The sequence below is a fragment of the Stenotrophomonas sp. genome, assembly GCF_036662295.1.
In the GTDB taxonomy this organism is placed as follows: domain Bacteria; phylum Pseudomonadota; class Gammaproteobacteria; order Xanthomonadales; family Xanthomonadaceae; genus Stenotrophomonas.
In genome coordinates this window covers 1-26,079 of sequence record NZ_JAVWXA010000052.1, presented here as the reverse complement: position 1 = coordinate 26,079, position 26,079 = coordinate 1, and the positions used below count along the sequence as shown (strand labels likewise).

The 26,079-nt window shown below is 70.6% G+C and carries 28 protein-coding genes; 11 read left to right on the top strand and 17 right to left on the bottom strand.

All coding sequences use genetic code 11. From position 1 onward, the window contains the following. Together RSA25_RS11700 and RSA25_RS11695 are read left to right on the top strand one after the other, a co-directional pair. Positions 1-1,888, top strand: a 1,888-nt coding sequence (locus RSA25_RS11700) for a triple tyrosine motif-containing protein (protein WP_332809051.1), incomplete at its 5' end; no start/stop codon positions are given. Beyond that, positions 1,885-2,547: a response regulator transcription factor gene (locus tag RSA25_RS11695; RefSeq protein ID WP_332809050.1), complete on the top strand. Its 663-nt coding sequence runs from the start codon at positions 1,885-1,887 to the stop codon at positions 2,545-2,547. The genes RSA25_RS11700 and RSA25_RS11695, both read left to right, overlap by 4 nt. A gap of 27 nt (positions 2,548-2,574) precedes the next feature. On the opposite strand, the gene RSA25_RS11690 is transcribed toward RSA25_RS11695, so the two are convergent. After that, on the bottom strand, positions 2,575-3,768 hold the full coding sequence (locus tag RSA25_RS11690; RefSeq protein WP_332809049.1) for an MFS transporter: 1,194 nt from the start codon (positions 3,766-3,768) through the stop codon (positions 2,575-2,577). A gap of 96 nt (positions 3,769-3,864) precedes the next feature. Between RSA25_RS11690 and RSA25_RS11685 the strand changes: the two genes are divergently transcribed. Together RSA25_RS11685 and RSA25_RS11680 are read left to right on the top strand one after the other, a co-directional pair. Further along, positions 3,865-4,812: a LysR family transcriptional regulator gene (locus RSA25_RS11685; protein ID WP_332809048.1), complete on the top strand. Its 948-nt coding sequence runs from the start codon at positions 3,865-3,867 to the stop codon at positions 4,810-4,812. 152 nt (positions 4,813-4,964) lie between these two features. Continuing rightward, the gene (locus tag RSA25_RS11680) at positions 4,965-6,236 is read left to right on the top strand and encodes an Nramp family divalent metal transporter (protein ID WP_332809047.1); all 1,272 of its coding nucleotides are present in this window, start codon (positions 4,965-4,967) and stop codon (positions 6,234-6,236) included. Here the strand turns inward: RSA25_RS11680 and RSA25_RS11675 are convergent. Continuing rightward, positions 6,226-6,627 (bottom strand): helix-turn-helix domain-containing protein, encoded by a 402-nt coding sequence (locus RSA25_RS11675; RefSeq protein WP_332809046.1) that lies wholly within the window; start codon positions 6,625-6,627, stop codon positions 6,226-6,228. The genes RSA25_RS11680 and RSA25_RS11675 overlap by 11 nt on opposite strands. A 78-nt stretch (positions 6,628-6,705) precedes the next feature. On the opposite strand from RSA25_RS11675, the gene RSA25_RS11670 reads away from it, so the two are divergent. After that, positions 6,706-7,539: a class I SAM-dependent methyltransferase gene (locus RSA25_RS11670; protein WP_332809045.1), complete on the top strand. Its 834-nt coding sequence runs from the start codon at positions 6,706-6,708 to the stop codon at positions 7,537-7,539. A gap of 40 nt (positions 7,540-7,579) precedes the next feature. Here the strand turns inward: RSA25_RS11670 and RSA25_RS11665 are convergent, their stop codons facing one another. Genes RSA25_RS11665 through cyoA form a run of 6 tightly spaced genes read right to left on the bottom strand, consistent with a single transcriptional unit; the run spans position 7,580 to position 12,584 of the window. Beyond that, the gene (locus RSA25_RS11665; protein WP_332809044.1) at positions 7,580-8,149 is read right to left on the bottom strand and encodes an SCO family protein; all 570 of its coding nucleotides are present in this window, start codon (positions 8,147-8,149) and stop codon (positions 7,580-7,582) included. Then, positions 8,146-8,643, bottom strand: coding sequence for a copper chaperone PCu(A)C (locus RSA25_RS11660; protein WP_332809043.1), 498 nt, complete (start codon positions 8,641-8,643; stop codon positions 8,146-8,148). Before RSA25_RS11660 ends, RSA25_RS11665 begins: the two co-directional genes overlap by 4 nt. After that, positions 8,640-8,999, bottom strand: coding sequence for a cytochrome o ubiquinol oxidase subunit IV (gene cyoD / locus RSA25_RS11655; protein ID WP_332809042.1), 360 nt, complete (start codon positions 8,997-8,999; stop codon positions 8,640-8,642). The genes RSA25_RS11660 and cyoD overlap by 4 nt, the downstream gene beginning before the upstream one ends. Then, positions 8,996-9,628, bottom strand: coding sequence for a cytochrome o ubiquinol oxidase subunit III (cyoC, locus tag RSA25_RS11650; RefSeq protein WP_332809041.1), 633 nt, complete (start codon positions 9,626-9,628; stop codon positions 8,996-8,998). Before cyoC ends, cyoD begins: the two co-directional genes overlap by 4 nt. Then, positions 9,625-11,604 carry a cytochrome o ubiquinol oxidase subunit I gene (cyoB, locus tag RSA25_RS11645; protein ID WP_332809040.1) on the bottom strand — a complete coding sequence of 660 codons (1,980 nt, stop codon included), beginning with the start codon at positions 11,602-11,604 and terminating at the stop codon, positions 9,625-9,627. Before cyoB ends, cyoC begins: the two co-directional genes overlap by 4 nt. A 2-nt stretch (positions 11,605-11,606) precedes the next feature. Continuing rightward, on the bottom strand, positions 11,607-12,584 hold the full coding sequence (gene cyoA / locus RSA25_RS11640) for a ubiquinol oxidase subunit II (protein ID WP_332809039.1): 978 nt from the start codon (positions 12,582-12,584) through the stop codon (positions 11,607-11,609). A 190-nt stretch (positions 12,585-12,774) separates the two neighbouring features. Between cyoA and RSA25_RS11635 the strand changes: the two genes are divergently transcribed. Next, positions 12,775-14,142 (top strand): PLP-dependent aminotransferase family protein, encoded by a 1,368-nt coding sequence (locus RSA25_RS11635; protein ID WP_332809038.1) that lies wholly within the window; start codon positions 12,775-12,777, stop codon positions 14,140-14,142. Between the two features lie 11 nt (positions 14,143-14,153). On the opposite strand, the gene RSA25_RS11630 is transcribed toward RSA25_RS11635, so the two are convergent. Continuing rightward, complete coding sequence (locus RSA25_RS11630) at positions 14,154-14,492, bottom strand: hypothetical protein (protein ID WP_332809037.1); 339 nt, start codon at positions 14,490-14,492, stop codon at positions 14,154-14,156. Positions 14,493-14,612: 120 nt separating this feature from the next. Here RSA25_RS11630 and RSA25_RS11625 point away from each other — a divergent pair, with 120 nt between their 5' ends. Next, positions 14,613-15,911: a PD-(D/E)XK nuclease family protein gene (locus RSA25_RS11625; RefSeq protein ID WP_332809036.1), complete on the top strand. Its 1,299-nt coding sequence runs from the start codon at positions 14,613-14,615 to the stop codon at positions 15,909-15,911. A 46-nt stretch (positions 15,912-15,957) separates the two neighbouring features. Here RSA25_RS11625 and RSA25_RS11620 read toward each other — a convergent pair whose 3' ends face one another. Next, positions 15,958-16,527 (bottom strand): alpha/beta hydrolase, encoded by a 570-nt coding sequence (locus RSA25_RS11620; protein WP_332809035.1) that lies wholly within the window; start codon positions 16,525-16,527, stop codon positions 15,958-15,960. Between the two features lie 85 nt (positions 16,528-16,612). Beyond that, the gene (locus tag RSA25_RS11615; protein WP_332809034.1) at positions 16,613-16,888 is read right to left on the bottom strand and encodes a hypothetical protein; all 276 of its coding nucleotides are present in this window, start codon (positions 16,886-16,888) and stop codon (positions 16,613-16,615) included. A gap of 177 nt (positions 16,889-17,065) precedes the next feature. Here RSA25_RS11615 and RSA25_RS11610 point away from each other — a divergent pair, with 177 nt between their 5' ends. Further along, a complete protein-coding gene (locus tag RSA25_RS11610; protein WP_332809033.1) occupies positions 17,066-17,758 on the top strand; it encodes a type 1 glutamine amidotransferase domain-containing protein in 693 nt (230 codons plus the stop codon). A 72-nt stretch (positions 17,759-17,830) separates the two neighbouring features. Here the strand turns inward: RSA25_RS11610 and RSA25_RS11605 are convergent, their stop codons facing one another. The 6 genes from RSA25_RS11605 to RSA25_RS11580 all read right to left on the bottom strand — a co-directional run bounded on the left by RSA25_RS11605 (position 17,831) and on the right by RSA25_RS11580 (position 21,270). Then, positions 17,831-18,064: a hypothetical protein gene (locus tag RSA25_RS11605; protein WP_332809032.1), complete on the bottom strand. Its 234-nt coding sequence runs from the start codon at positions 18,062-18,064 to the stop codon at positions 17,831-17,833. A 161-nt stretch (positions 18,065-18,225) separates the two neighbouring features. Beyond that, positions 18,226-19,578 carry a sorbosone dehydrogenase family protein gene (locus RSA25_RS11600; RefSeq protein ID WP_332809031.1) on the bottom strand — a complete coding sequence of 451 codons (1,353 nt, stop codon included), beginning with the start codon at positions 19,576-19,578 and terminating at the stop codon, positions 18,226-18,228. Beyond that, positions 19,575-19,991, bottom strand: coding sequence for a DUF2231 domain-containing protein (locus RSA25_RS11595; RefSeq protein WP_332809052.1), 417 nt, complete (start codon positions 19,989-19,991; stop codon positions 19,575-19,577). Before RSA25_RS11595 ends, RSA25_RS11600 begins: the two co-directional genes overlap by 4 nt. Positions 19,992-20,072: 81 nt before the next feature. After that, positions 20,073-20,408, bottom strand: coding sequence for a hypothetical protein (locus RSA25_RS11590; RefSeq protein ID WP_332809030.1), 336 nt, complete (start codon positions 20,406-20,408; stop codon positions 20,073-20,075). Beyond that, the gene (locus tag RSA25_RS11585) at positions 20,405-20,773 is read right to left on the bottom strand and encodes a hypothetical protein (RefSeq protein ID WP_332809029.1); all 369 of its coding nucleotides are present in this window, start codon (positions 20,771-20,773) and stop codon (positions 20,405-20,407) included. Before RSA25_RS11585 ends, RSA25_RS11590 begins: the two co-directional genes overlap by 4 nt. A 176-nt stretch (positions 20,774-20,949) precedes the next feature. After that, positions 20,950-21,270: a hypothetical protein gene (locus RSA25_RS11580; RefSeq protein ID WP_332809028.1), complete on the bottom strand. Its 321-nt coding sequence runs from the start codon at positions 21,268-21,270 to the stop codon at positions 20,950-20,952. 239 nt (positions 21,271-21,509) lie between these two features. Here RSA25_RS11580 and RSA25_RS11575 point away from each other — a divergent pair, with 239 nt between their 5' ends. From RSA25_RS11575 to RSA25_RS11565, 3 genes are all read left to right on the top strand, one after another. Next, entirely contained in the window at positions 21,510-23,303 is a 1,794-nt protein-coding gene (locus tag RSA25_RS11575; protein WP_332809027.1) for an FAD-binding oxidoreductase, read from the top strand. 79 nt (positions 23,304-23,382) lie between these two features. Then, positions 23,383-25,302: a DUF885 domain-containing protein gene (locus RSA25_RS11570; RefSeq protein WP_332809026.1), complete on the top strand. Its 1,920-nt coding sequence runs from the start codon at positions 23,383-23,385 to the stop codon at positions 25,300-25,302. Continuing rightward, the gene (locus tag RSA25_RS11565) at positions 25,302-25,817 is read left to right on the top strand and encodes a DUF1214 domain-containing protein (protein WP_332809025.1); all 516 of its coding nucleotides are present in this window, start codon (positions 25,302-25,304) and stop codon (positions 25,815-25,817) included. The genes RSA25_RS11570 and RSA25_RS11565 overlap by 1 nt, the downstream gene beginning before the upstream one ends. Positions 25,818-26,079 lie beyond the last annotated feature (262 nt).

The following is a 26,079-nucleotide window of genomic DNA, read 5'->3' as shown; positions in this document are numbered from 1 at the left end:
CGACCTGCTGCAGGCCAGCGCCGGCGAGCGCAGCCACGCGGCGCTGGCCAGCGCGCAGCCGCTGTGGGTGGCCGACTGGGAAGCGCTGATCCTGATGCACGGCGGCCGGCGCCAGGTATTGGACCCGCCGGGCGTACCCAAGCCGCGCGAACTGCGTGCGGTGCTGCCGCTGGGCGCCGATGAAGCCTGGTTCTGCTTCGGCAACCGCGACGTGGTGCATTACCTGGGCGGCCAATGGCGCCGCGAACCGGGCCTGCCCGCGCAGGCCTGCAGCACGCTGGCCGGCGGCCGCGACGGCGAGGTGCTGCTGGGCTATCCCGATGGCAGCGTGCGCATCGGCCGGCCGCGGCGCTGGCGCCACCTGAGCGCTGCGGACGGGCTGGCGGTGGGGCCGATCACCGCCGCGGCGATGATCGGGCGGACCACCTGGGTGGCCGGTGAAAACGGCCTGGCCCTGCTCGGCGTGGATGGCCGGTTCCATCCGGCGCGCTCGGTCACGCCCGGCCTGTTCGAAGGCATCACCGGCATCGTCCGTGATGGCGCCGGCCAGTTGTGGTTGAACGGCAGCCGCGGCCTGGTCCGCATCGCTGCTGACACCCTGGCCCAGGCCGCACTGGCGGGCACGGCGGTGGAACCGCGCCTGTTCGACACCGCCGACGGCATGCCCGGCATCGCCGTGCAGACCACGCCGGTACCCAGTGCGATGCTGGCCGCCGACGGCCTGCTGTGGCTGTCCACCAACCAGGGACTGGCGTGGGTGGACACCCGCGCCGAGCCACCGCGCGCCCCGCCGCCGGTGCCGCACATCGGCAACGTGTCCTACGGCGACCGCCAACAGCCCCTGCACGAGGGCAGCGTGCTGCCGCCGGGCACCACGCAGTTGCAGATCGACTACATGGCCGTCTCGCTCAGCCGCCCCGAGCGCACCCGCTACCGCTACCGCCTGATCGGCCTGGACGAGCGCTGGCAGGACGCCGGCACGCTGACCCGCGCCTTCTACACCAACCTGCCCCCGGGCGACTATCGCTTCGAGGTGGTGGCCGCCAACCAGGACCAGGTGTGGAGCACGCTGGCGGCGCAGCGCCGTTTCCGCATCGCCCCGATGTGGTACCAGACCCTGTGGTTCAACGCCGCCTGCGTGGTGGTGCTGGTGGCGCTGCTGCTGCTGGCCATGCGCCTGCGCAGCCGCCGGCTCACCCAGCTGGTGCGCGCCCGCCTGCAGGAGCGCCATGCCGAGCGCGAGCGCATCGCCCGCGAACTGCATGACACCCTGCTGCAGGGCACCCAGGGCCTGATCCTGCGCCTGCACGCGGTCAGCCAGGCCAGCCACACCCCGCCGCCGGTGCGCGCCGCGCTGGAGGACGCCATGCAGCAGGCCGAGAACGCACTGGCCGAAGGCCGCGACCGGGTCAGCGCCCTGCGCGATGACAGCGATGCCTACCAGGACCTGGGCGCGGCGCTGGTGCAGGTGTATGGCGAACGCGCCGCCGATGCCAGCAGCCCGGCACTGCGCTTGAACGTGGAAGGCACGCCGATGCCACTGCGCCGCGCCGCCGCCGAAGAGGTGTACCTGATCGGTCGCGAGGCCGTGTTGAACGCGCTGCAGCATGCCGCTGCCGGCGCCATCGAGATCGACATCGGCTACGGCCTGCGCGGCCTGCGCGTGCACATCCGCGACGACGGCCGCGGCCTGCCCGACGCGCCCGCCGAGGGCCACTGGGGCCTGGTGGGCATGCGCGAGCGCGCCGAACGCCTCGGCGCCCGCCTGCGCCTGTGGTCGCGTCCGGGGCTGGGCACCGAGGTCGAGCTGTTCCTGCCGCGCCACCGCATCTACCGCCGCCCGGCCCGCCGCTGGCGTTGGCCACGGCCTTCTGGAGACACTGCATGACCCTGCCCTCCCCCCCGATCGGCGTGCTGGTGGTGGACGACCATCCGTTGCTGCGCGATGGCCTGGCCGCCCTGCTCGGCATGCAGGCGGACATGCGCCTGGTGGGCGAGGCCGGTGATGGCGAAGAGGCCGTGGCGCAGTACATCGCCCTGCAACCGGACGTGGTGCTGATGGACCTGCAGCTGCCCCGCGTGGACGGCGTGGAAGCGATCACGCGGATCCGTCGCCACGATCCACGCGCGCGCATCATCGTGCTCACGACCTACCGCGGCGATGTGCGCGCGGTGCGGGCGCTGCAGGCCGGCGCCAGTGGCTACCTGCTCAAGGACATGCTGCGCCATGAGCTGATCGACACCATCCGCACCGTCCACAGCGGTCGTCGCGCCGGCATCCCCGCGCCGCTGGCGGCCAGCATCGCCGCGCACGTGGTCGAAGACAGCCTCTCGCCGCGCGAAACCGAAGTGCTCGGGCACGTGGCCGCCGGTCGCTCCAACAAGGCGATCGGCGAGCAGATGCGCATCTCCGAACAGACCGTCAAGGCGCATATGAAAAACCTCATGGAAAAGCTCGCCGCACGCGACCGCACCCATGCCGTCACCCAGGCACTCAAGCGCGGGATCATCAGCCTGGACGACACCCCGGGCGACGGCGACCCCTGAGCCCGCGCGGGCCACCGTCCGCCCGCGTCAGCGCCGGCGCACGACCAGGCTGGCCGCCGCCGCGGCGGTGGCCAGCAGCGCCACCCCGGTCCAACCCCAATGCGCCAGCGCCAGGCTGCCCAATGCACCGCCGCCGGCCATGCCCAGGAACATTCCGGTGAACAGCAGCGCGTTGAGCCGGCTGCGCGCCTCGGGCACCAATCCGTAGACCAGCGCCTGGTGGGACACCAGCGCCGACTGGAAGCCGAAATCGAACACCACCGCGCTCACCGCCAGCAGCGGCAGGAGGGCCACCGTCGGCAGCCAGCGATCCAGCAGCAACAGCGCAAAGCCCACCAGCGCCACCAGGATGGCCAACCGCGCCACCGCGTGGCTGCCGAGCCGGTCGGCCCAACGCCCGGCCAACGGAGCGGCCAGTGCGCCGGCCGCACCGGCGATGCCGAAGGATCCGGCCGCGGCGCTGCCCAGCCCGAAGCGGGTGTGCAGCATCAGCGCCAGCGTCGACCAGAACGCACTGAACCCCACCGCCAGCAGCCCCTGGGCCAGCACCGCGCGACGCAGCGCGGGCTGGCCGCGCCACAGCGCGACCAGCGAGGCCAGCAGCGCCGGGTAACGCAGGGTGGTGGTGGGGGCGAAGCGCGGCAGTTCGCGCGCCATCGCCACGGCCATCAAGAGCACCGACACCGCCGCCAGCGCGAACATGCTGCGCCAGCCCAGCCATTGCGCCACCCAGCCGCTGGCCACCCGCGACAGCAGCACGCCCAGCAGCAACCCGGTCATCACCTTGCCGACCACGCTGCCGCGCTCGGCCTCCGGCGCCAGGCTGGCCGCCGCCGGCACCACATCCTGGGCCACCGTGGCGGTGAGCCCGATCAGCAGGCTGGCCAGCAGCAGGCTCGGCAGGCTGCCGGCCAGGGCAGCCGCGCCGAGGGCGGCGGCCAGCAGCGCGGCCTTCACCAGGATCAGCCGGCGCCGGTCGATGCGGTCGCCCAATGGGGCCAGCAACAGGATCCCCAGCGCATAACCGAGCTGGGTGAGCGTGGGCACCATGCCGGTGGCGGCGGGGCTGGCGGCCAGGCTCGGCCCGATCACGCCGAGCATCGGCTGGCTGTAGTACAGCGAAGCCACCGAGAAGCCGGTGGCCGCGGCCATCGACAGGATCAGGCGGGGCGCCAGCGACGCGGCGGGCGATGCGGTAGCGGGGATATGCAAGGTGGACATGATCCACTCCAGGCGGTGAGAAAGTGGCGCCAGCATCGGCGCCGGCTCGCCGCGCGTGTAGTAGGCTTCCGCACATATCGTTTATACGAGGCTTGCATGACCGATCCTGCCCGCGTCGTGGGTGCCGACCGCATCGACCTGCTGCGCACGTTCGTGCGCATCGTGGAAAGCGGCAGCCTGTCGGCCGCGGCGGCCCGGCTTGGCACCACCCAGCCCACCGTGAGCCGGCGCCTGCAGGCGCTGGAGCGGCTGTTCGGCCTGCACCTGCTGCAGCGCTCCACCCACGGCATGACCCTCACCGAGGATGGCCAGCGCTGCTTCGCCCATGCCCGCTCGCTGGTGGACGAGTGGGAGGCGATCCAGGCCGACCTGCGCGGCGAAGTGGAGGTGCCGCGCGGCCGCCTGCGCGTGATGGTGCCGCACGCCTTCGGCCAGGCCCAGCTGCTGGAGCCGATGCTGGCCTTCCTGGCGCGCTACCCGCAGGTCACCCTGGAGTGGATGCTGGAGGATCGACATCCGGACTTCATCGCCGAGGGCATCGACTGCGCCATCCGGGTGGGCGCGGTGGAGGCGCCGCACCTGGTCGCGGTGCCGCTGGCCGAGGTGCCGCGCATCGTGATCGCCGCGCCGGCGCTGGTGGGCACGGCCGACCCACGCGATCCGGCGCTGCTGCCGCGCCTGCCGTGGATCGCCCTGACCACCTACTACCGCGACCGTTTCAGCCTGCTGCCCGGCGATGACGGCCCGGCGCTGCAGGTGGAGATCCAGCCGCGCCTGCTCACCGACAACCTGTTCGTGGTGCGCCGCGCGGCACTGGCCGGGCTGGGTGCGGCGGTGGTGTCGGCCTGGCTGGTGGATGCCGAACTGCGCAGTGGCCAACTGGTCCGGCTGCTGCCCGACCGCGAAGCGCCGCCGCTGCCGGTGCACCTGGTGTATCCCTCGGCGCGCCAGATCCCGAGCCGGTTGCGCGCCTTCATCGATTCCATGAAAGCCAGCCTGCCGCAGACCCACGGCATGCGTCCGCGGCCGCTGCCGCCGCGCTGAACGCTGACGCCCGCGGGCCATCTTCGCGGCCCGAAATTGCAAAGCCTTGATAACATAGCCTCTGCTATATTGCGCCGGTGGACATCCGACGCCGCCCCGACCCGACGCCCGCCTGGCCCGCCGCGGCCGACCACACGCCCAGCCTGGGCGCGATGAACGCCAGTGTCGCCGTGCCACGCGGCGGGCATTGGTGGTTCCGGCTGCTGGCCTTCCTCGGGCCCGGCTACATGGTCTCGGTGGGCTACATGGACCCCGGCAACTGGGCCACCGACCTGGCCGGCGGCGCGCAGTTCGGCTACCTGCTGCTCTCGGTCATCCTGCTCTCCAACCTGATGGCCATCGTGCTGCAGGGGCTGTCGGCGCGGCTGGGCATCGCCACCGGCCGCGACCTGGCCCAGGCCTGCCGCGACCACTATTCCAGGCCGGTCAACCTGGGCCTGTGGGTGCTGTGCGAGATCGCGATCATCGCCTGCGACCTGGCCGAAGTGATCGGCACGGCGATCGCGCTCAAGCTGCTGTTCGGCATTCCGTTGCTGGCCGGGGCGATCATCACCGCGGTGGATGTGGTGGTGGTGCTGTGGCTGATGAACCGGGGTTTCCGGGCGCTGGAGGCGTTCGTGATCGCGCTGCTGCTGGTGATCTCCGGGTGCTTTGCGGTGCAGATCGTGCTGGCCGCCCCACCCCTGCAGGCCGTGCTGGGTGGCTTCATCCCGCGTGCAGCGGTGGTCACCGATCCGCAGGCGCTGTACCTGGCGATCGGCATCATCGGCGCCACGGTGATGCCGCACAATCTGTACCTGCATTCGTCGATCGTGCAGACCCGTGCCTACCCGCGCACCGACGAAGGGCGCCGCAGCGCGCTGCGCTGGGCGGTGACCGACAGCACCATCGCCTTGATGCTCGCCCTGTTCATCAACGCCTCGATCCTGATCCTGGCCGCGGCGGTGTTCCATGCGCACGGCCGCACCGACGTGCAGGAGATCGAACAGGCCTACACGCTGCTCGCGCCGATGCTGGGGGTGGGCGTGGCCTCCACCCTGTTCGCGGTCGCGTTGCTGGCCTCGGGCATCAACTCCACGGTGACCGCCACGCTGGCCGGGCAGATCGTGATGGAGGGTTTCCTGCGGCTGCGCATCGCGCCGTGGGCACGCCGGCTGATCACCCGTGGCCTGGCCATCGTGCCGGTGGTGGTGGTCACCGCCCTCTACGGCGAACAGGGCACCGCGCGCCTGCTGGTGCTCAGCCAGGTGCTGCTGTCGATGCAGTTGCCTTTTGCGGTCGTGCCGCTGGTCCGTTTCGTGTCGGACAAGGCGAAGATGGGCGCGCTGGTCGCGCCGCGCTGGCTGATCGCGCTGTCGTGGCTGATCGCGGCCATCATCCTGGTGCTCAACCTCAAGCTGCTGCTGGCCACCTTCAGCGCTTGAGCAGCGGCTGCGCCTTGCGCAGCAACGCCCGGAAGCGCGGGCACTGCAGGTGGCTGGGCGCCTGGCAGGCCGCCGCATGGCGCAGGCCGTCGCGCATCGCGGCCAGTTGCGTGATGCGGCGATCCAGTTCATCGGCCTTGGCCACCAGCGTCGGTCGATCAATGCCGGTGCCGCCATCGCCCCCCAGCATCGCGCCAATGGCCTGCAACGAGAACCCGGCCGCGCGCCCCAACGCGACCAGCGCCAGCCGCTCCAGTACCTCGGCGGCATACACCCGGCGCAGGCCGTGGCGCCCGATCGGCGCGATCAGGCCCATCTGTTCGTAGTGACGCAACGCCGAGGCGGCCAACCCCGAGCGCCGCGCCACCTCGCCGATATCCAGCTCACGCATCGCTTGACCTCAAGTGCACTTGAAGTGGCAGAGTGCGCACTCTCCTCCCCCGCTGGCAAGCCCGGCACAGGTATCGGCATGAATACTCCCTCGCAACACGCGCTCTGGAACGGGCCTTCCGGCCATGCCTGGGTGGAGGCACAGGCCCTGCTGGACGGCATGTTCGCGCCGCTGGCCACCCACCTCGCCCAGGCCGTGCCGATGCACGCGCCCCTGCAGGTGCTGGATGTGGGCTGCGGCACCGGCGCGGTCAGCCTGGCCATCGCCGCCCGGCTGGGCGACGGTGGCCGCTGCACCGGGGTGGACATCTCCGCGCCGATGGTGGCCTGCGCGGCACAGCGCGTGGCGGCGACCGTGCTGCCGGCCGCGTTCGCCATCGCCGACGCGCAGCAGGCGGTGTTCGCGCCCGCCCGCTTCGATCGCATCGTCTCGCGCTTCGGGGTGATGTTCTTCGACCAGCCGGTGCAGGCGTTTTCCAACCTGCGCCTGGCCACCCGCCCAGGCGGCACGCTGCAGGCGCTGGCCTGGCGCAGCGCCGACGACAACCCGTTCATGACCACTGCCGAACGCGCCGCCGCCCCGTGGCTGGACCTGCCCGCACGCGTACCCGGCGCCCCGGGGCAATTCGCCTTTGCCGACCCGCAGCGTGTGCGGGGGTTCCTGTCCGAGAGCGGCTGGGCCGACATCGACCTGCGGCCGCTGGATGTGGCCTGCACGATCAGCCGCGACGCATTGCGCACCTATGTGGCGCTGCTGGGGCCGGTCGGCGCGATGCTGCGCAGCGAGGCGATGGCGCCGGCGGTGCGTCACCAGGTGCTGGCGGCGATGGACCACGCGTTTGCGCCGTTCGTGGAGGGTGAGACGGTGCGCTTCAACGCCGCGTGCTGGGAACTCCGGGCGCACGCGCCCTGAGCACGCAGCGCACGCGGCTTGCCCGCCATGTGCGCCGGGCCTAGCGCGGCGCGACCGCCAGCCGCGTGCGCAGCCGGGCCTCCATCTGCGCATCGGTGAGTGCATAGCCCAACACTTCCTGCAGCTTGCCATCGGCGCCGAGCAGGAACCACGAGGCGGTGTGCTCGAAGGTAGCGGCCTCGCCCTCGCCCACGCGCTGGTAGCTCACGCCCAGGCTCTCGGCCACCGCGCGGGTGCCGGCCTCGTCGGCCGCCAGGCCGATGAAGCCCGGATCGAACGCGGACAGGTAGTCGCGCAGGTGCGCCGGCGTGTCACGGGCGGGATCGACCGTGACGAACACCACCTGCAGATCCGCGCCCAGCGGCCCGAGCCGGCGCTTGAGCTGTACCGCCTTGACCAGGCTCAGCGGGCATACTTCCGGGCAATGGGTGAAGCCGAAGAACAGCAGCGTCGGCTTGCCACGCAGACCACTGATCGACAGCGTGCGGCCATCGCTGCTGCGCAGCGCCACCGATTCCAGCGCGGCCTGGCCCATGATCGGCGCCTGGCCCGGGCTGCAGCCGGCCACCATCGCCAGGCCCAGCAGCAGCCCGCCGGCACGCCGCATCATGGCCGGCCCCCGTGGGCATGGGCCGGCATGCCCTGCCCGTCACGCACCACGAAATCCACCCGCTGCTCGCCGCCGTGGGCCAGCTGCAGGTGCACGCTGACGCGCTGGCCCACCTGCAACGGTCGCTTGGGGTGCATCAGCATCAGGTGGTAGCCGCCGGGCTGCAGTGCGATGCGGCGACCGGCCGGCAACGCCAGCCCATCGGCCAGGGCCTGCATGCGCATCACCTCGCCGTCCATGCGCATTGCATGCACCTGCACCTGCGCGAAGCCGGTGGCACGGGCACCCAGCAGCCGGTCCGCCGGGCCGTGGTTGTGCAGCGCCACGTAGCCGGCGGCCACGCCGGCGGCCGGTGGTGGCAGCCGGATCCAGGCCTCGCGCGCCTCCACCCGCGCCGCCGCCGGTGCACCGGGCGGCGGCGCCGCACCGGCCAGGGGCGCAGCCCCCAGCCAGAGCAGCACGGCCAGTGCCGCCGCCTGCCGCGCCGTGCTCATGCGCCCGCGCCCGCCCCTGTCTGCATCGGCATCATGTTCTGCGTCGCGTTGTGCATCACCCACAACGAGCCGGCCACCACGATCGCGATCAGGAAAGCCGTGCACAGGAAAATGCCGGTGTTCTCGCGTTGGCTGCGCCCGGCCCCGATGTGCAGGAACAGCATCAACTGCGCCACCAGCTGCACCACGCACAGCACCACGATGGCGGTCAGGCGCAGCGCCGGCGGCACCAGCCCGGTCATCACCACGCCAAAGGAGGCCCCGGTGAGCACCAGGCACAGCAACAGGCCAAGCACGTAGCCCTTGAGGGTGGCGTGGCCGCCGCCGTGATCGGATCCAGACGCATCCGCGCTCATACGAACTCCCGCAGGTAGACGAAGGTGAAGACACAGATCCAGATCAGGTCCAGGAAGTGCCAGAACAGGCTCAGGCAGGCCAGGCGCCGGCGCACGATGCCGTCCAGGCCGAAGGTGAGCACCTGGTGGATCATCACCGCCAGCCACAGCAGGCCGAAGGTGACGTGCAGGCCATGGGTGGCCACCAGCGTGAAGTACGCCGACAGGTAGGCGCTCACATCCGGCGTGGCCCCTTCGTGGATCAGCTCGGCAAACTCATACAGTTCCATGCCGATGAACACCGCGCCCAGCAGGCCGGTCACCGCCAGCCAGGCCACCACTTGGTTGCGCCTGCCCGCCTGCAGGCCCAGCATCGCCAGGCCGAAGGTGAAGCTGCTCAGCAGCAGTACCACCGTTTCGGACAACACGAAGCCCAGCTTGAACAGGTCCTTGCCGCTGGGGCCGTCGGCGGTGCCGTTGAGCAGCACGCCGAAGGTGGCAAACAGCACGGCGAAGATCAGGCAGTCGCCCATCAGGTACATCCAGAACCCCACGACGGTCTTGCTGCCATCGTCGTGGTGCGCGTGGCCGTCGTGCTGACCGGCCTCCACCTGCGCGTGCGCGGTGGCCAACAGGGTGTCGCCGCTCATGCCCGGGCTCCTTCCATCTGCGCGTGGTGCGCGTCCTCAATGCGTTTCACCTCGGCCGCGGGCACGTAATAGTCCACGTCGCGATCGTAGGAACGCCGCACGAAGGTGGCGATCACCCCGACCAGGCCCAGGCCGGCCACCAGCCACATGTGCCAGACCAGGGCGAAGCACAGCACCAGGCTGAACACCGAGATCACCACCCCGGCGGCGGTATTGCGCGGCATGTGGATGTCCTCGTAGCGGGCCGGGCGCGGGTACGCGCGACCGTGCTGCTTTTCGTCCCAATGCTGCTCCAGCGAGGTGATCGTGGGCAGCGTGGCGAAGTTGTAGAACGGGGGCGGCGAAGACGTGGCCCATTCCAGGCTGCGCGCGTTCCACGGGTCGCCGGTGAGGTCGCGGTTGGCCTTGCGGTCGCGCACGCTCACGTAGAACTGGATGAACATCGCCGCGATGCCGGCGGCGATCACCAGCGCACCGATGGCCGCCACGATCAGCCAGGGCTGCCAGCCCTCCACCGCGTAGTGGTTCATGCGCCGGGTCATGCCCTTGAAGCCGAGCACGTACAACGGCATGAAGGCCAGGTAGAAACCGACCAGCCAGCACCAGAACGAGACCTTGCCCCAGCGCTCGTCGAGGGTGAAACCAAATGCCTTGGGGAACCAGAAGGTGATGCCGGCCAGGCAGCCGAACACCACCCCGCCGATGATCACGTTATGGAAATGCGCGATCAGGAACAGGCTGTTGTGCAACACGAAGTCCGCACCGGGGATGGCCAGCATCACCCCGGTCATGCCGCCGATGGCGAACGTGACCATGAAGCCGATGGTCCACATCGTGGACGAGTGGTAGCGGATGCGGCCGCGATACATGGTGAACAGCCAGTTGAACAGCTTCACCCCGGTGGGGATGGAGATGATCGAGGTCATGATGCCGAAGAACGCGTTGACGTTGGCGCCCGAGCCCATGGTGAAGAAGTGGTGCAGCCACACGAAGAAGGACAGCACGCCGATGGAACAGGTGGCGTACACCATCGAGCGGTAGCCGAACAGCGGCTTGCCCGAGAAGGTGGCGATGATCTCCGAGAACGCGCCGAAGCACGGCAGGATCAGCACGTACACCTCCGGGTGGCCCCAGATCCAGATGAGGTTGACGTACATCATGGCGTTGCCGCCGGCATCGTTGGTGAAGAAATGCATGCCGAAATAGCGGTCCATCGACAGCAGCACCAGCGTGGCGGTAAGCACCGGGAAGATCGCCACGATCAGGATGTTGGTGATCAGCGCGGTCCAGGTGAACACCGGCATCTTCATCAGGTCCATGCCCGGCGCACGCATCTTGAGGATGGTGACGATGAAGTTGAGCCCGGTCAGGGTGGTGCCGATGCCCGATACCTGCAGCGACCAGATGTAGTAATCCACGCCCACCGTGGGGCTGTACTGGATCCCCGACAGCGGCGGATAGGCCACCCAGCCGGTGGCGGCGAAATCGCCGACGAACATCGACAGCATCACCAGCACCGCGCCCACCGCCGACAGCCAGAAGCTGAGCGAGTTGACGAACGGGAAGGCGACGTCGCGCGCACCGATCTGCAGCGGCACCACGATGTTCATCAGGCCCACGATCAGCGGGGTGGCCACGAAGAAGATCATGATCACCCCGTGCGCGGTGAAGATCTGGTCGTAGTGCTCCGGCGGCAGGTAGCCGGCTGCGTCGTTGGCCGCGATCGCCTGCTGGGCGCGCATCATCAGCGCATCGGCGAAGCCGCGCACCAGCATCACCAGGGCCAGCAGGATATACATCACCCCGATCTTCTTGTGGTCCACCGAGGTGATCCACTCGGTCCACAGGTAGCCCCACTTCCGGTAGTAGGTGATGCCGGCGATGATCGCCAGGCCGAGCAGCGCCGAGCCGGCCAGCGCGGCCATGATGATCGGCTCGTGGTAGGGAATCGCTTCCAGGTTCAACTTTCCAAGCACAATCAGTTCTCCGCGGTGCGGCTGGCGGCGGGCGCGGCCAGGCTCACGAGTTGGGTTTTCGCCCCGGGCACCTCGCCCGGCAGGCAGATCTCGTCATCGGGCATGCCGCCGTGGCGGCGCACGATGCTGCCGAACAGGCCGGTATCCACCGCGGCGAAGCGCTGCAGCGGCGCGCCGTGGGTGGGCGCTTCCAGTTCGGCCAGGCGCGCCGCGCCCAGGTGCTCGCCGGTGGCGCGGGCCTGGGCCAGCCAGCGGGCGAAGTCCGCGTCGGTGACCACCCGCGCCGGGAACTTCATGTCCGAGAAGCCGGCGCCGCTGTAGGCCGAGGACATGCCGGCATAGGTGCCCGGGGTGTGCCCGATCAGGTGCAGGCGGGTCTGCATCCCGGCCATGGTGTAGACCATGCTGCCCAGCTGCGGCACGAAGAAGGCGTTCATCATCGACTCGGAGGTGAGCTTGAACGCCACCGGCGTATCCACCGGCATCACCAGCTCATTGACCGTGGCCACGTTGTGGTCGGGATAGATGAAGAGCCACTTCCAGTTCAGCGCCACCACTTCCACGCGCAGCGGCGCCTTGTCCGAGGCGATCGGCCGGTACGGGTCCAGCGCGTGGGTGCTCTTCCAGATCAGCACCGCCAGCACCACGATGATCAGGCACGGGATGGTCCAGATCACCACCTCGATGGCGGTGGAGTGCGACCAGTCCGGGGCGTAGGTCGCCTTGGTGTTGGAGGCGCGATAGCGCCACGCGAAGTACAGCGTGAGCAGGATCACCGGGATCACCACCAGCAGCATCAGCCCGGTGCAGACCAGGATCAGCTGCATTTCCTGCTCGGCGATGCTGCCCATCGGGTTGAACAGTTCCAGCGCGCTGCAGCCGGCGAGCAGCGGCACCACGGCCGCCAGGGCGCACCAGCGGGCGATGCCGGCCACGCCCTTGCGCGGCAGGCGGGGAGGATGTTGTGTAACGGGGTTCATGCGGGACGGCCCTTCCAACGCGGTGCCGGGCCGGGCGGCCCGGATCATGAAAAGTGGCGGGCACTCCCCTGCATGACCGATATGCATGGGGGGTGCCCGCCGCAGCCGCGTACGTTAGGCAACGACATGATCCATACATGATGCGACACACTGTCGCAGTGCCCGGCGCGGCCGGGCGTAAGATGCGCCGATGCAGTGGAACACCCTCATCGCCGACGGCCACGGGCCGGTCTACCTGCGCATCGTGCAGGCGCTCGAACGCGCGGTGTGGTCGGGCACGCTGCGCCCCGGCGAGCGCCTGCCGGCCCAGCGGCGCCTGGCCGCCGAACTGGGCGTTGACCTCACCACGGTCACCCGCGCCTTCACCGAAGCGCGCAAGCGCGGCCTGATCGACGCGCGCGGTCCACTGGGGTCGTTCGTGGCGCCCCCGCAGGTCGAGCTGGCGCACCTGCTCGACCTGAGCATGAACATCCCGCCCAGCCCGGCCGGCGGTGAAGTGGCCGCCATGCTGCAGCGTGGGCTGTCCAGCGTGCTCAGCCGCAGCGATGCCGGCACCCTGATGACCTACCACGTGGGCGGTGGCAGCCGCGCCGACCACCTGGCCGCACAACAGTGGCTCAAGCCGATGCTGGGCAAATGCGATATCGCCCGGCTGGTGGTCACCGAGGGCGCGCAGGCTGCCCTGACCGCGTTGCTGCTGGCGCTCACCCGCGCCGGTGACACCGTGCTGTGCGAGCCGCTGGTCTACCCCGGCCTGCTGCACGCCGCCCGCGTGCTGCAGCGCACGCTGCAGGTGGTGGCCTGCGACGAACACGGCATGCGTCCCGACGACCTGCGCCGCCAGGTGCGGGCCACCGGCGCGCGCGTGGTCTACCTCAACCCCACCGCGCAGAATCCCGCCGCGCGCACCGTGCCCGAGGCGCGCCGGGCGGCGCTGGCCGAGGTGGTGCGCCAGCTGGACCTGCAGGTGCTCGAGGACGACCCCTACTGGCTGCTGGAGGCGAAGGCGCCGCCACCGCTGGCGCTGCTGGCACCGCAGCACACCTGCTACATCGCCACGTTGTCCAAGTGCCTCAGCCCCGGCCTGCACACCGCGTTTGTGCACCTGCCCGAGCGCGTGCCGCGCCAGGCCGTGCTGGAGGCGCTGCGCGCGGTCAACCTGATGGCGCCGCCGCTGATGAACGCGCTGGTCACCCAGTTGATCCTGGACGGCGCGGCCGCCGCGATGCTCGCCCGCGTGCAGGACGAAGCCGCCGAGCGCCGCTACCTGGCGCGCTCGGCGCTGTCGCCGCGGTTCCTGCAGCACTGCGCCGGCGTGCATGCCTGGTGCCGCCTGCCGGCGCACTGGACCGATGCCAGCCTCACCCACGCGGCGCGGTTGCAGGGCCTGGGCATCGCGCCCTCCTCGGCCTTCACCCCGGACGGGGTGGCCATCAACGACGCGGTGCGCATCTCACTGGGCGCGGCAGCCAGCCGCCAGGACCTGCACAAGGCGCTACGCCAGCTGGACCAGCTGATGCACGTGGCCGCTTCGGCCGACGCCGACTGGAAGGTGTAGGCCCGCGCTGGTCAGTCGAGCAGATCGTGCAGGTCCCGATCGCCGGGATTGAGCAGGGTGCGCGCGCGCCCCACATGGAACAGCTCGAAGCGGCCCTTCTCCTCATCCACCACGCGCACCCCGTCGAGCACGGCCAGCACGCCGAACACCGCCGCATGGGTCGCCTCACCCACGACCGCGCGCACGTTGGCCTTGTCCTGGTCGGACAGGCCGTTGTACCACTGCGACAGGGCCACTGCCCGCGCCGCCGGCCGTCTGCCCGGGGGCGATTGCAGGTTGCGCATCGTGGTATCGGTGGCGGCGTCCTGTGCATGCTGCTGGATCGCCTGGACGAACTGCTCGCTGTTCATGGGAATGTCCGGATGAAGGTCGACGTGCAAGGGTATGGTCACCGCACGCTCAAGGACGCCATGTCGCTGCCGATATAGCGGCCTTGCATGGACACATCGCGCGGGCGGCGAAGGAGCAACATGGCGGATATGGAAACGATGGTCAACGACCTCTACGCGGATGCGGATGTACAGCGCATGCTGGCGCTGGCGTGCAAGGCCGAACCCCTGCATATCTGTTTCCCCAGGGAGGTCAACGTCTCGCGCTTCGTTGCCTGGCTGCTCGACCCCAACCAGGGCCACGGCTTGAGCGATCGGGCCATCAAATCCCTGCTCACCCGCGCCGGCCAGAGCGACCGCGCCTGCAGCCTCACGGCGAACGAGCGGCGCTTCCTGTCCGCATCCAGCGTGCAGACACAGTCGTTCTCCTCGATGATCGTGACCACCGAGGCCGATGTCAGCAATGGCAAGGGCAAACGCTGCAGCGTGGACATCCTGGCGATGGATCCGTTCGCCCGCCTGTACATCGCCATCGAGAACAAGTTCGGCGCGCGCGAGGGCGTGGCCCAGACCCACAACTACAGCCGGCACCTGGGCAAGCTGTTCCCGACCTATCGCGGCATCCATATCTTCCTGGACAGCAACGACGCCACGCCGCAAGGGGATTGCTGGCTCCCGGTCGGCTACGACTGGCTGTCCGGGTTCCTGGCCGACGCCGAGCGGATGAACTGGTTGTCGGCAGAGGTGAAAAGCACGCTCTCGCAGTTCCGGTCCATCATCCAGGACGCCGACGAGGAGTCGTCCTCCAGCAGCCCACTGGCCGCGCTGGTGAGCAAGGTGGCCGGCAACTATGGCCCCGTACTGGGCCTGATGCAGACGCTGTTCAACACCCAGGCGACCAGCCTCCGCGCGGCGCAACTGGCCGCGCTGGTTGCGCCGGGCGAAGTGGGCAACGATGCCAAGGCCAGGGTCAGGCTGTTCCAGCTTTACTGCCGTGCGCCGGCGACCTGGGACAAATGCATCCGGCAGCGCCAGTTCGCGCGCGTCAACGCAGAACTGCGCGCGGCCTTCCCCGACCTGGAAACCGAGCCGCGACGGGTGGTGACCTCCTTTACCCGAAAGGACTGGATACGGTTGCTGGAGCTCCCCGAGGAAAACCCCACCGAGTACCTCTGGGCGGCCGGTATCCACGTGCGATTGGTGGATGAGAAGTTCCGCATCGTCAGCTGGATCCAGTTCGCCAATGTCAGCACCGCATTGCGCGAGCCGCTGCTGAAGCTCTCGGCGACATTCCGCAGCACCTACGGCATCGGTGCCCGCAACCGCGACCACGGCTGGCATGCGCTGCGTCGCTCGGTGCTGCTCACCCCTGCGAAGGTAGCCGAGGAAGCGGTGGCCCACATGCGTGAACTGAGCCAGGCGATCAGCACCCTGCCCTGATGTCCTGCAACGGCAGGCCGGCCGGTGCCGGCTGGCCTGCCCTCCCTCAGCGCGGCAACGACCGCAGCATCGCCTCGCGGCTGGTCACGAAATCCGGCGGTGGCAGGGTGAGCGTGGCATCGCTGACCGTCTTGCCGGCAAGGAACCCGCTGATGGCCGCGGCAATCGCGGGGTCGCCCAGCCACATTTCGTTGTCATGGCTGGCACCGCGAACCAGCAGCGAGACGCCGTGGGCAAAGCCCGGTCGCAGTGCCTCGGCGTTGGCCGGCGGCGTGCGCCCATCCAGCGTGCCGCTGATGAACAGCGTGGGCACGTCGCTGCGCAACGGACCGCGGAAATCCTCGCCCAGATCGACCAGGCCCAGCCCGTCGCCCACTGCCGGGAACGGGAAGTTCAAGGCATCGCCGAACAGGCTTGCCCGCGCCTGCGCGTCGACCAGGGCGCGCCGCTGCGGGCTCTGCCCGGAGGCGACGTCCATCGCCAGCGACATGGCACTGAACGCACCCAACTCACCGCGCAACAGCAGCACGATGTCGGCCAGCGGCCCGTAGTCGCCGCGCTCGGCTTCGCGCAGGGCGAACGGCAGCCACTGCTGGGTGGTGCGACGCCCCAGCATGGCGGCCAACGATGGCAGCGAACTGGCCGTGGGCCGCGCGCACGTGGCGGCGCTGCGCGGCGAACTGGCGCTGGGTTGAGACGCCTCAGCGCGCGGGGCTGGTGGCGCGCGCCTTCTTCCACGCGGCCTCGAACTCGCCGGCGGTGATGCCGTCGTCCTCGTCCAGGTCCAGCCAGGACAGCGGCTGGTCGGCCAGCATGAAGCGCTCATCGCTCTGGCCGGTCTTGTCCGACCACACGGTGAGGCTGCGATAGATCTCCACCTGGCGCACGATCTCATCGCCCATGGCCTCCATCAGCACGGTGCCTTCGCCGAGTTCAGACTCGGCCCAATGCTTGAAATACTGCTTCCTGCTGCTCATTGCGCGATCCGGGTGGGGGCTGGAGGGCGCAGACTATACCGCGCCCGTCGCCCGCCCGGCCGTTGCGATCGCCGTCGGCAGCGACCAGGACTCACCGTGCATCCACGGGATGGCCGCTAGCGTGGCCCCCAGCCGTGGTCAGCAGCGCCACGGGTCCCCCGCCCCCGGAGCCACCACATGAAGATCCTCATCGTCCTCACCTCCCACGACCAGCTTGGCGACACCGGCCGCAAGACCGGGTTCTGGCTGGAAGAGCTGGCCGCGCCCTACTACGTCTTCAAGGATGCCGGCGCCTCGCTGGTGCTGGCCTCGCCACGTGGCGGCCAGCCGCCGTTGGACCCGAAGAGCAACGAGGCCGATGCACAGACCGAGCAGACCCGCCGCTTCGAGGCCGATGCCGAGGCGACCGCGCAGCTGGCGGCTACCGTGCGCCTGGACAGCGTCAACCCGGCCGACTTCGACGCGGTGTTCTACCCCGGTGGGCACGGCCCGCTGTGGGACCTGGCCGAGGATCGCCATTCCATCGCCCTGATCGAGTCCTTCATCGGCGCGGACAAGCCGGCGGCGCTGGTCTGCCATGCGCCCGGCGTGCTGCGCCACGTCAAGGCCGCTGACGGCAAGGCGCTGGTGGCCGGCAAGCGCGTCACCGGCTTCACCAACAGCGAGGAAGCCGGCGTGGGCCTCACCGAGGTGGTGCCGTTCCTGGTCGAAGACATGCTGCAGGCAGCCGGTGCCGACTACAGCAAGGGCCCCGATTGGGGCGTGCACGTGGTCCAGGACGGACGGCTGATCACCGGCCAGAACCCGGCCTCGTCGGCGGAAGCCGCGCAGGTGCTGATCCAGCAGTTGCAGGCGGCGGGTACGCCGTAAACGCAGCCGTTGATCGACAGCAGGTGCGCAACGATGCGCCTGCTGTCAACCGCGGCATGGCGCCTGCGCGGGCTAGGCCATGCCCGCGCGAATGACCAGGACCACCGCCACCGCGATGGCCGCCCAGGCCAGCAGGCCCACGATCGTGCAGGCCGTGTCCGAGGCCTCATGGTGGGGCCGCAGCACGCGCAGGATCCAGTAGCCGCTGCCGCGCAGGATCGTCTCGATGAAAAACTCGACGACCAGCCAGGCCACGAAACGAAAGAACCCGCCCAGCAGGCTGCCTGCAATCTCATCGACCGGCATTCGCACTCCCTCGCATCGACGCTCCGGGGTCATCCACCCCAACGCGTCGATCTTATCGGCGCAGGGGCCATCACCACAATCGCGCACGGCCTCCGTTGGATCTCACCTGCGCGGGGACGACACGCCCATCGGACGTGTCGCCCCTGCCGTGGCCCGCCGTATCAGGGCGTGGCCGGCGCAGGCGGCGTGGCAGGCACCGCCGGCACCGGCACCGCCACCGCCGTCTCCGGGGTCACCCGCCAGACGGTGTTGGCCAGGTCGTCGGCCACGATCAGCGCACCGCGCGGGTCCACGCTGACCCCCACCGGGCGGCCGCGCGTCTTGCCATCCTCGCCACGGAAGCCGGACATCACGTCCACCGGATCGCCGGCCGGGCGACCGTCACGGAACGGCACGAACACCACCTTGTAACCCACCGGCGGATTGCGGTTCCAGCTGCCGTGCTCGCCCACGAACACGCCATCGGCAAACGCGGTGCCCATGCTGGCCGTCGAGAACGCCACGCCGAGCGCGGCCACGTGCGAGCCCAGCGCGTAATCCGGCGCGATGGCGCTGGCCACCTTGGCCGGATCCTGCGGCATCACCCGCGTGTCCACGTGCTGGCCCCAATAGCTGTAGGGCCAGCCGTAGAACGCGCCCTCGCGCACCGAGGTGAGGTAATCGGGCACCAGGTTGGGGCCGATCTCGTCGCGCTCGTTCACCACCGCCCACAGCGCGCCGCTGCCCGGCTGGATCGCCAACGCGGTGGGGTTGCGCAGGCCGGTGGCATACACCTTGTGCGCGCCGGTACTGGCGTCGATCTGCCAGACCTGGGCGCGATCCAGTTCCACGGCCATGCCGCGTTCGGTGATGTTGCTGTTGGAGCCGATGCCCACGTACAGGAACCGGCCGTCGGCGCTGGCGGCCATCGATTTGGTCCAGTGGTGGTTGATCGCCGCCGGCAGCGCGGTGAGCGTGGTCGGGGCGGCGCTCGCCTTGGTCTGCCCGGGCTGGTAGTCAAAGCGCACCACCGCGTCCTGGTTGGCCACGTACAGCACGTTGCCGATCAGCGCCAACCCGTAGGGGGCGTTGAGCTTGTCGGCGAACACGGTCTTGAGTTCATACACGCCATCGCCGTCGGCATCGCGCAGCAGGCTGAGGCGGTTGCCGCTCTTCACCGCGGTATTGCCCTTGGCCTTGATCTTGCCGGCGATCACGTCCTTGGGCTTGAGGTTGGGTGCGCTGCCACCGCGGCCCTCGGCCACCAGGATGTCGCCGTTGGGCAGGATCAGGGTCTGTCGCGGAATGGCCAGGTCGGTGGCGATCGCCTGGATGCGGTAGCCCTTGGGCACGCTCGGGGTGTCCTTGCCCCACGCGGCCGGCTCGGCGATGGTCATGTCCGGCATCACCCCGCGATGCGGCGCGGGCAGCTCCGGCTGGGCGCCCAGCTGGTTGAGCGGCGGTGCCTGCTGGCTGCAGGCGGCCAGGGCGGTGGCCAGCACCGGCAGGCTGATCAGGCGGAGGCGGCGGTTCATCGCACCACTCCCGCGCGCAGGCTGGAGAATCCCAGCCAGGTGGCCAGCAGCGCCAACACCGTCACCAGCACCGACAGCACCAGCGCGCCCGGCATGATCGCCCACGCGTCGCGCGCATGGTGCAGCGCGTTGATGAAACCGGCCACCCAGGTCAGCACCAGCATCAGCAGGTAGCCCAACCGGCGCGGCCGGCTGAAGCTGCCGATCAGCGCGCACAGCAACGCCACCGACGTGATCACCATTGCCCCCACCAGCAACCAGGCCGCGAAGTTGGCCCATTGGATCTCGTAGGTCCGCCAGTACGCGTAGTCGGCCAGCAACGCACCGAGGAACAGCGGCAGCACGCCGCCCAGCACCGCGGCGTGGAACGGATGGATGGCCCATGATCGGGTCGTGACGACGGTGGACATCAGGGTGGTCTCCTGCACTGCGCGGCGGCGGAAACCCGGATGCTGCCAGCCACGGCGGATGCGCGGCGTGATGCCCGCGCGTGCTCAGTGGCCCGATGCGTGCGGCAAGGCGGCGGCCGCCTCACGTACCTCCGGGCAGTACGTCTCATAGCCGACGACGGGCAGCGCCTCGATCCGGCGCGCCAACGCAACCGGGTCGTCGGTGCGGGCCACGGCGCCGGCAACGGACTGCAGGGCGTCGGTATAGCAGACCCCGTCGTCGAAGTGGGCCGACATCTCGCCGAGCATGAAGAACAGCGGCGCCGCACACGCGACCGCCGCCAACCCCAGCCATCGCCGCGCGGCCGGTGGCGCGGCAAAGGACAGCAGGTACAGCACGGCGGTGAGTGCGAAACCGACCACGAGCAGGATCAGGCTCATCGGCGTTCGGCCTCTTGCGGCGGCCGGCCAGGAGGGGCAACGCGGCACATGGCGATGCCGATGGCCAGCATCGCCACGCCGGCCAGCACGGTGAATGCACCCACCAACAGCCGGTAGGCCCAGTGCGCGTCGGCCGGCACGAGGCGCGGCGGTGAGAAGCGGCTGGCGGCGACCAGCTGACCGGTGTCCAGGAACCAGGCGCCGACAAGCGCAAGAAACGCCGCCCCCAGCAGCACGCAGAGCGCACCGATCCATCGGTACGCATGACGGCGGACCCGCGCCGACAGCTTGGCGGCCGCATACGCCGCCACCGGCAGGCCGACCGCGCCCAGCACCAGGCGCACGACCGTGTCCTCGCTCAGCATGGCGCCGCCCCGGCAATGGCGCGGCAGCGCCCGGCCCCGGCCAACGCGGCGACGTGCATGACGTGATGCCGCCCGAAGCCGCCGTCCTTGTCTTCCATGCGCATCCTTGTGGCTGTCCTCCGAACAGTATGCCTGCTGCCGCCGCCGCTGCCGAAGCGGCCACGCCGCACGCCCCGCTATCGTGGCAACGGCGCCGGGCGCGGCGCGAAGAAGAACAGCAGCACCAGCACCGCGCCCATGCCGATGAAGAGCAGGCCACTGAGCAGGTGCACATCGTTGCTGGTATCCAGCCCGGCCATGACCTTCAACGCGACCTCGTGCTGGTAGTCGATCAGGCCGCGCTGGGGGTGGCCCTCGACATAGCGGCCGAGGCTGCCGCGCAGGCGCAGTGGCGAACCGGCGTGGTCGGTGACGTCGAAGAGGTAGACCGAGAAGGCGATCTGCGCCAGCCCGGCCAGCATCGAACACAGCCCCATCAGCAGCACGGTCGGTCGCATGGCGTCAGCTCGGGTGGGTGGGTCTGGCGTTTCCGCACGGCGCGTCCGTGGCGGGGTGGATGGGCCGAGCTTACCCGCCCGGCCCGGCGCGGGCACCCTGCGAGGGGCCACCACCGGTCCCGGCCTGCCCACCACCGGTCACCCCCCGCCGCCCCTGCACCCGCCCCTGCTGACCGCCGCACCCGGCAGGCACACACTGGCGGCCATCGCCAACCGGCCGTGCACCAGGGAGTGTTCCAATGAAACGACGTGACTGCCTCAAGGCCGGCCTGGCCCTGCCCTTACTCCCGCTGGTGCTGAAGGCCGCGGCCGCCGCGCCTGCCGCCCCGCTCTGGCAGCGGGTGCGCCCCGGGACCGCCGGCTGGCCCAGTGCCGCCGACTGGGCCGGGTTGTCCCGCGCGGTGGATGGGCGCCTGTCGGTGCCGCAGTCGCCGCTGCTGGCCGACCCGGCCACCCGCGCCGAGGCACTGGCCCAGTTGCGCAATCCGTTCTACCTCGGCGACCAGCCCGCGCTGACCCAGACCAGTGGCTACTTCGGCGCGTGGCGCTCGGTGCCCAGCGCGCAGATGGTGGCCGCCACCCAGGCCAGCGACGTGGTCGCGGCGGTGGACTTCGCGCGGCGGCACCGGCTGCGGCTGGTGGTCAAGGGCGGTGGCCACAGCTATCACGGCACCTCCTGCGCACCGGATTCGCTGCTGGTGTGGACGCGCGCGATGAACCAGGTGCAGGTGCACGACGCCTTCGTGGCCCAGGGCGCCGATCCAGACACGGCGGCACAGCCGGCGGTCAGCGTGGGCGCCGGGGCGATGTGGATCGATGCCTACGCGGCGGTCACCACCCGGCACGGGCGCTATGTGCAGGGCGGTGGCTGCACCTCCGTTGGCGTGACCGGGCTGGTCACCGGCGGCGGCTTCGGCAGCTTCTCCAAGGCGTTCGGCACCGCCGCTGCCAGCCTGCTGGAAGCCGAGCTGGTCACCGCCGACGGCCAGCTGCGGGTGGTCAACGCGCACCAGGAGCCGGAGCTGTTCTGGGCGCTGAAGGGCGGCTGCGCCGGCAGCTTCGGCGTGGTGACCCGGATGACGCTCAGGACCCATGCGCTGCCGGACACCTTTGGCGGCGTCACGCTCAAGGTGCAGGCCGACAGCGAGGCCAGCTGGCGTGCGCTGGCCGCGCAGGTGCTGCGCTTCTACCGCGATGCGCTGTGCAACCCGCACTGGGGCGAGCAGATCACCTTCGGCGGCGAGCGCACGCTGTCCATCGCGATGGTGTTCCAGGGCCTGGACCGGGCCACCGCCGAGGCGACCTGGCAGCCGCTGCTGGCCTGGCTGGGCGAACGCCCCGCCTACACCGTGCGCGCGCCGCTGCAGGTGCTGGCCCTGCCCGCGCGCGACTTCTGGGACGCCGACTTCTTCCGCCAGCATGCACCGGCCTTCATCGTCGAGGACACGCGGCCCGGCGCGCCGTCGCACCACATGCTGTGGCAGGGCGACCAGGGCCAGGTGGGCTGGTTCCTGCACGGCTATGCCTCGGCCTGGCTGCCGTCGGCCCTGCTGGGCGAGGACCGCCTCGCGGCCAGCGCCGATGCCCTGTGCCGCGCCGCCGCGCACATGGACGTGGGCCTGCATTGCAACAAGGGGTTGTTCGGCGCACCGGCCGGGGCGCTCGCCGCCAGCGCCGACACCGCCACCCATCCGGCGGTGCTGGATGCCTTCGCGTTGGCGCTGATCGGCAACGCCGGCGGCCCGGTCTTCCCCGGCAGCGGCGGCGAGGTGGACGAACCCGCCGCGCGCCGCGGCGCGTTGCGGGTGGGGCGTGCCTACGACGCGCTGTCGGCCCTGGTGCCCCAGGCGCCGGCCTACGTGTCCGAGAGTGACTACTTCCAGCGCGGCTGGCAGCAGGCGTTCTGGGGCCCGCACTACGCGCGGTTGCTGGCCGCCAAACAGCGCTACGACCCCGAGGGCCTGTTCGTGATCCATCACGGCGTGGGCAGCGAAGCGTGGGGCGCCGATGGCTTCCAACGGCAGCCGGGCTGAGCGGCCGCCGGGCCGACGTGCGCGCCGGCCCGGGCTGGCGTAGCCTGCGCGCAGCCTTGCCTGCCACCGGAGTCGTGCCATGCCTGCGATCCAGCCCGCCGTTCGCCTGTCCGCCCTGTTGACCCTTGCCATCGCCGCCGCCGCCGCCGTGGCGCTGGCCGCACCGCACGCACGCGCGCAGGCCACCGCCGCCGCGCTGCCGCCGGCCACCGTGCCCGACGCGCCCCAGCCGGTCTCGTTCAACGCGTTGCTGGACGCGCAGACCATGGCCGCCATCAACGCCGACCCCGAGCTGCGCACCATGCTGGGCATCAGCGGCGACGGGGCCGGCGATCTGTCGGACCAGTTGACCGATGTGTCCCTGGCCCGGCGCGAGGTCAACCGCCGCCTGCTGGCGGACAACCTGGCGGCCATCGAAGGCTGGCAGGGCGCGCCGCTGGACCCGCAGCAGCGCCTCAGCGACGGCCTGGCGCGCTGGTTCTACCGGACCCAGATCGACCTGATGGCGGTGCCGTGGGCACCGGCCTGGTTGCCGGTGGGCGGCAGCACCTATGCGGTGGACCAGTTGTTCAGCCTGCCGGTGAACCTGCCGCAGTTCATGGACAACCAGCATCTGGTCACCGATGACACCAGCGCCGTCCACTACATCGCGCGGCTGCAGGCGATGGGCCCCAAGCTGGACCAGGTGCGCGCCAACCTGGCCATGCAGGCCGCGCAGGGCGTGGTGCCCCCGGAGGTGGCCCTGCAGGGCGCGGCCGACCAGTTCCAGGCGCTGCTTGCCCCGGCGCCCGGCGACAGCCTGTGGGTGCAGTCGCTGCGGCGCAAGCTGGAGGCACTGCCCGGCCTGCCCGCCGCGCGCCGCGCCGCGCTGATCGCCCAGGCCACCGGCGCGGTGCAGGACGCGGTCAATCCCGGTTACCAGCGCCTGCTGGCCGACGTGCAGCAGCTGCAGGCGCGCCACCTGGGCAACAACGGCGTGTGGGCGCTGCCGCACGGCAAGGCGTACTACGATGCCGCGCTGCGCTGGTACACCAGCACCGACCTGGACGCCGATGCGATCCACCAGATCGGCCTGCAGGAAGTGGCGCGGGTGGAGCGCCTGATGGATGCCCGGTTGCGCCAGCTCGGCCTGCGCCAGGGCAGCGTGGCCGCGCGCGTCCAGCAGCTGCGCGAGGATCCGCGCTACCGCTATGCCGACAGCGACGCCGGCCGCCAGGCGCTGCTCGACGATATCCAGCAGCGCCTGCGCGCGCTGGACCCGGTGCTGCCGCGCTGGTTCGGCCGCCTGCCGCCGCAGCCGCTGGTGGTCAAGCCGGTGCCCGCGCACATGCAGGCCACCTCGCCGGGCGGCTACTACTACCCGCCGGCGATGGACGGCTCGCGGCCGGGCACGTTCTTCATCAACCTCGGCGACATGGCCGCCAATACGCGCTGGAGCGTCCCCACCCTCACCTACCACGAAGGCTCGCCCGGCCATCACTTCCAGATCGCGATCGGGCAGACCCTGACCGACCTGCCGATGCTGCGCCGCAGCCTCAACCCCAGCGCCTTCAGCGAGGGCTGGGCCCTGTATGCCGAGCAGCTGATGGCCGAGGCAGGCGTGTACCAGGACGACCCCGCCGGCGACCTCGGCCGCCTGCAGGCCGAAATGTTCCGCTCGGTGCGGCTGGTGGTGGATACCGGCCTGCATCGCAAGCGCTGGTCGCCCGCGCAGGCGGCGACGTACCTGCAGGAGAAAACCGGCATGACGGCCAAGGATGTGCAGGTGGAGATCAACCGCTACCTGGTCCAGCCCGGCCAGGCGTCCTCCTACAAGATGGGCCAGATGCGCCTGCTGGCGCTGCGCGAGCAGGCCCGCCGGCAGCTGGGGTCGCGTTTCGACATCCGCGCCTTCCATGACCTGGTGCTGGGCAATGGCGCGCTGCCGATGACGGTGGTGACCCAGGCCGTGGACGACTGGGTCGCCGCGGGCGGCCCCGAGCCCGCGCGCGTGCCGTGATGGGCGGCCACGCCGGGCGCAGCGACCTGTGGACCGCCGGCGCCGACGCCCTCCACAACGACTACGTGGCACGCGCCACCCGCGCCCAGGTTGCCATCGGCGCGCCTGCGCGCGAAGAAACATTCGCCCCGCGCCATGACACCGACGCCGACGGTGCGCCCCTCGACGGCCGCGGCCAGCGCTACACCCTCCGCCTGGGCAAGGACGCGCTGCCACCGCTCGCCGCCTTCTGGTCGCTCACCATCTACCCCGCTCCCGGGCACCGCCACGCGGCCGATGCCCTCCCGCGCTACCGCATCGACTCCACCCGCCTGCCCCATCTCCCGCGCGACGCCGACGGCAGTCTCACCCTCCATCTCCAACACCCCATCCCCGCGCACGCCCAACGCGCCAACTGGCTACCGATCCCCGACGGCCCCTTCGTCGCCGTCATGCGCTATTACTGGCCCCCACCCGCGCTGCTGGACACCCCCTGGATGGCACCGGCAATGGAGCGGGCGCGCAGGCAGGATTGAATGATGGCGAGCAGCGGGGTTCTTTGAGCCTTGCAAGTGCCGGCATGAACGCGCGGGCGGGCCACAGGAGAGCAGCAGCTGCAGCACTGGGCCTTGGTTGGTTGTCGTTGGGGACAAGGGTGGCTGTGGGATGCCGGCCAGCGGCCGGCACTACCGGTTTTCCCTGTGCGCACCGGCCAACTGTCGGGGGCGGGGGCGGGTGGGGGGGGGGGGCCGGGGCGCGGCCGGGGGGGGGGGCGGGGCGCCTAAAATTTCGTTACTG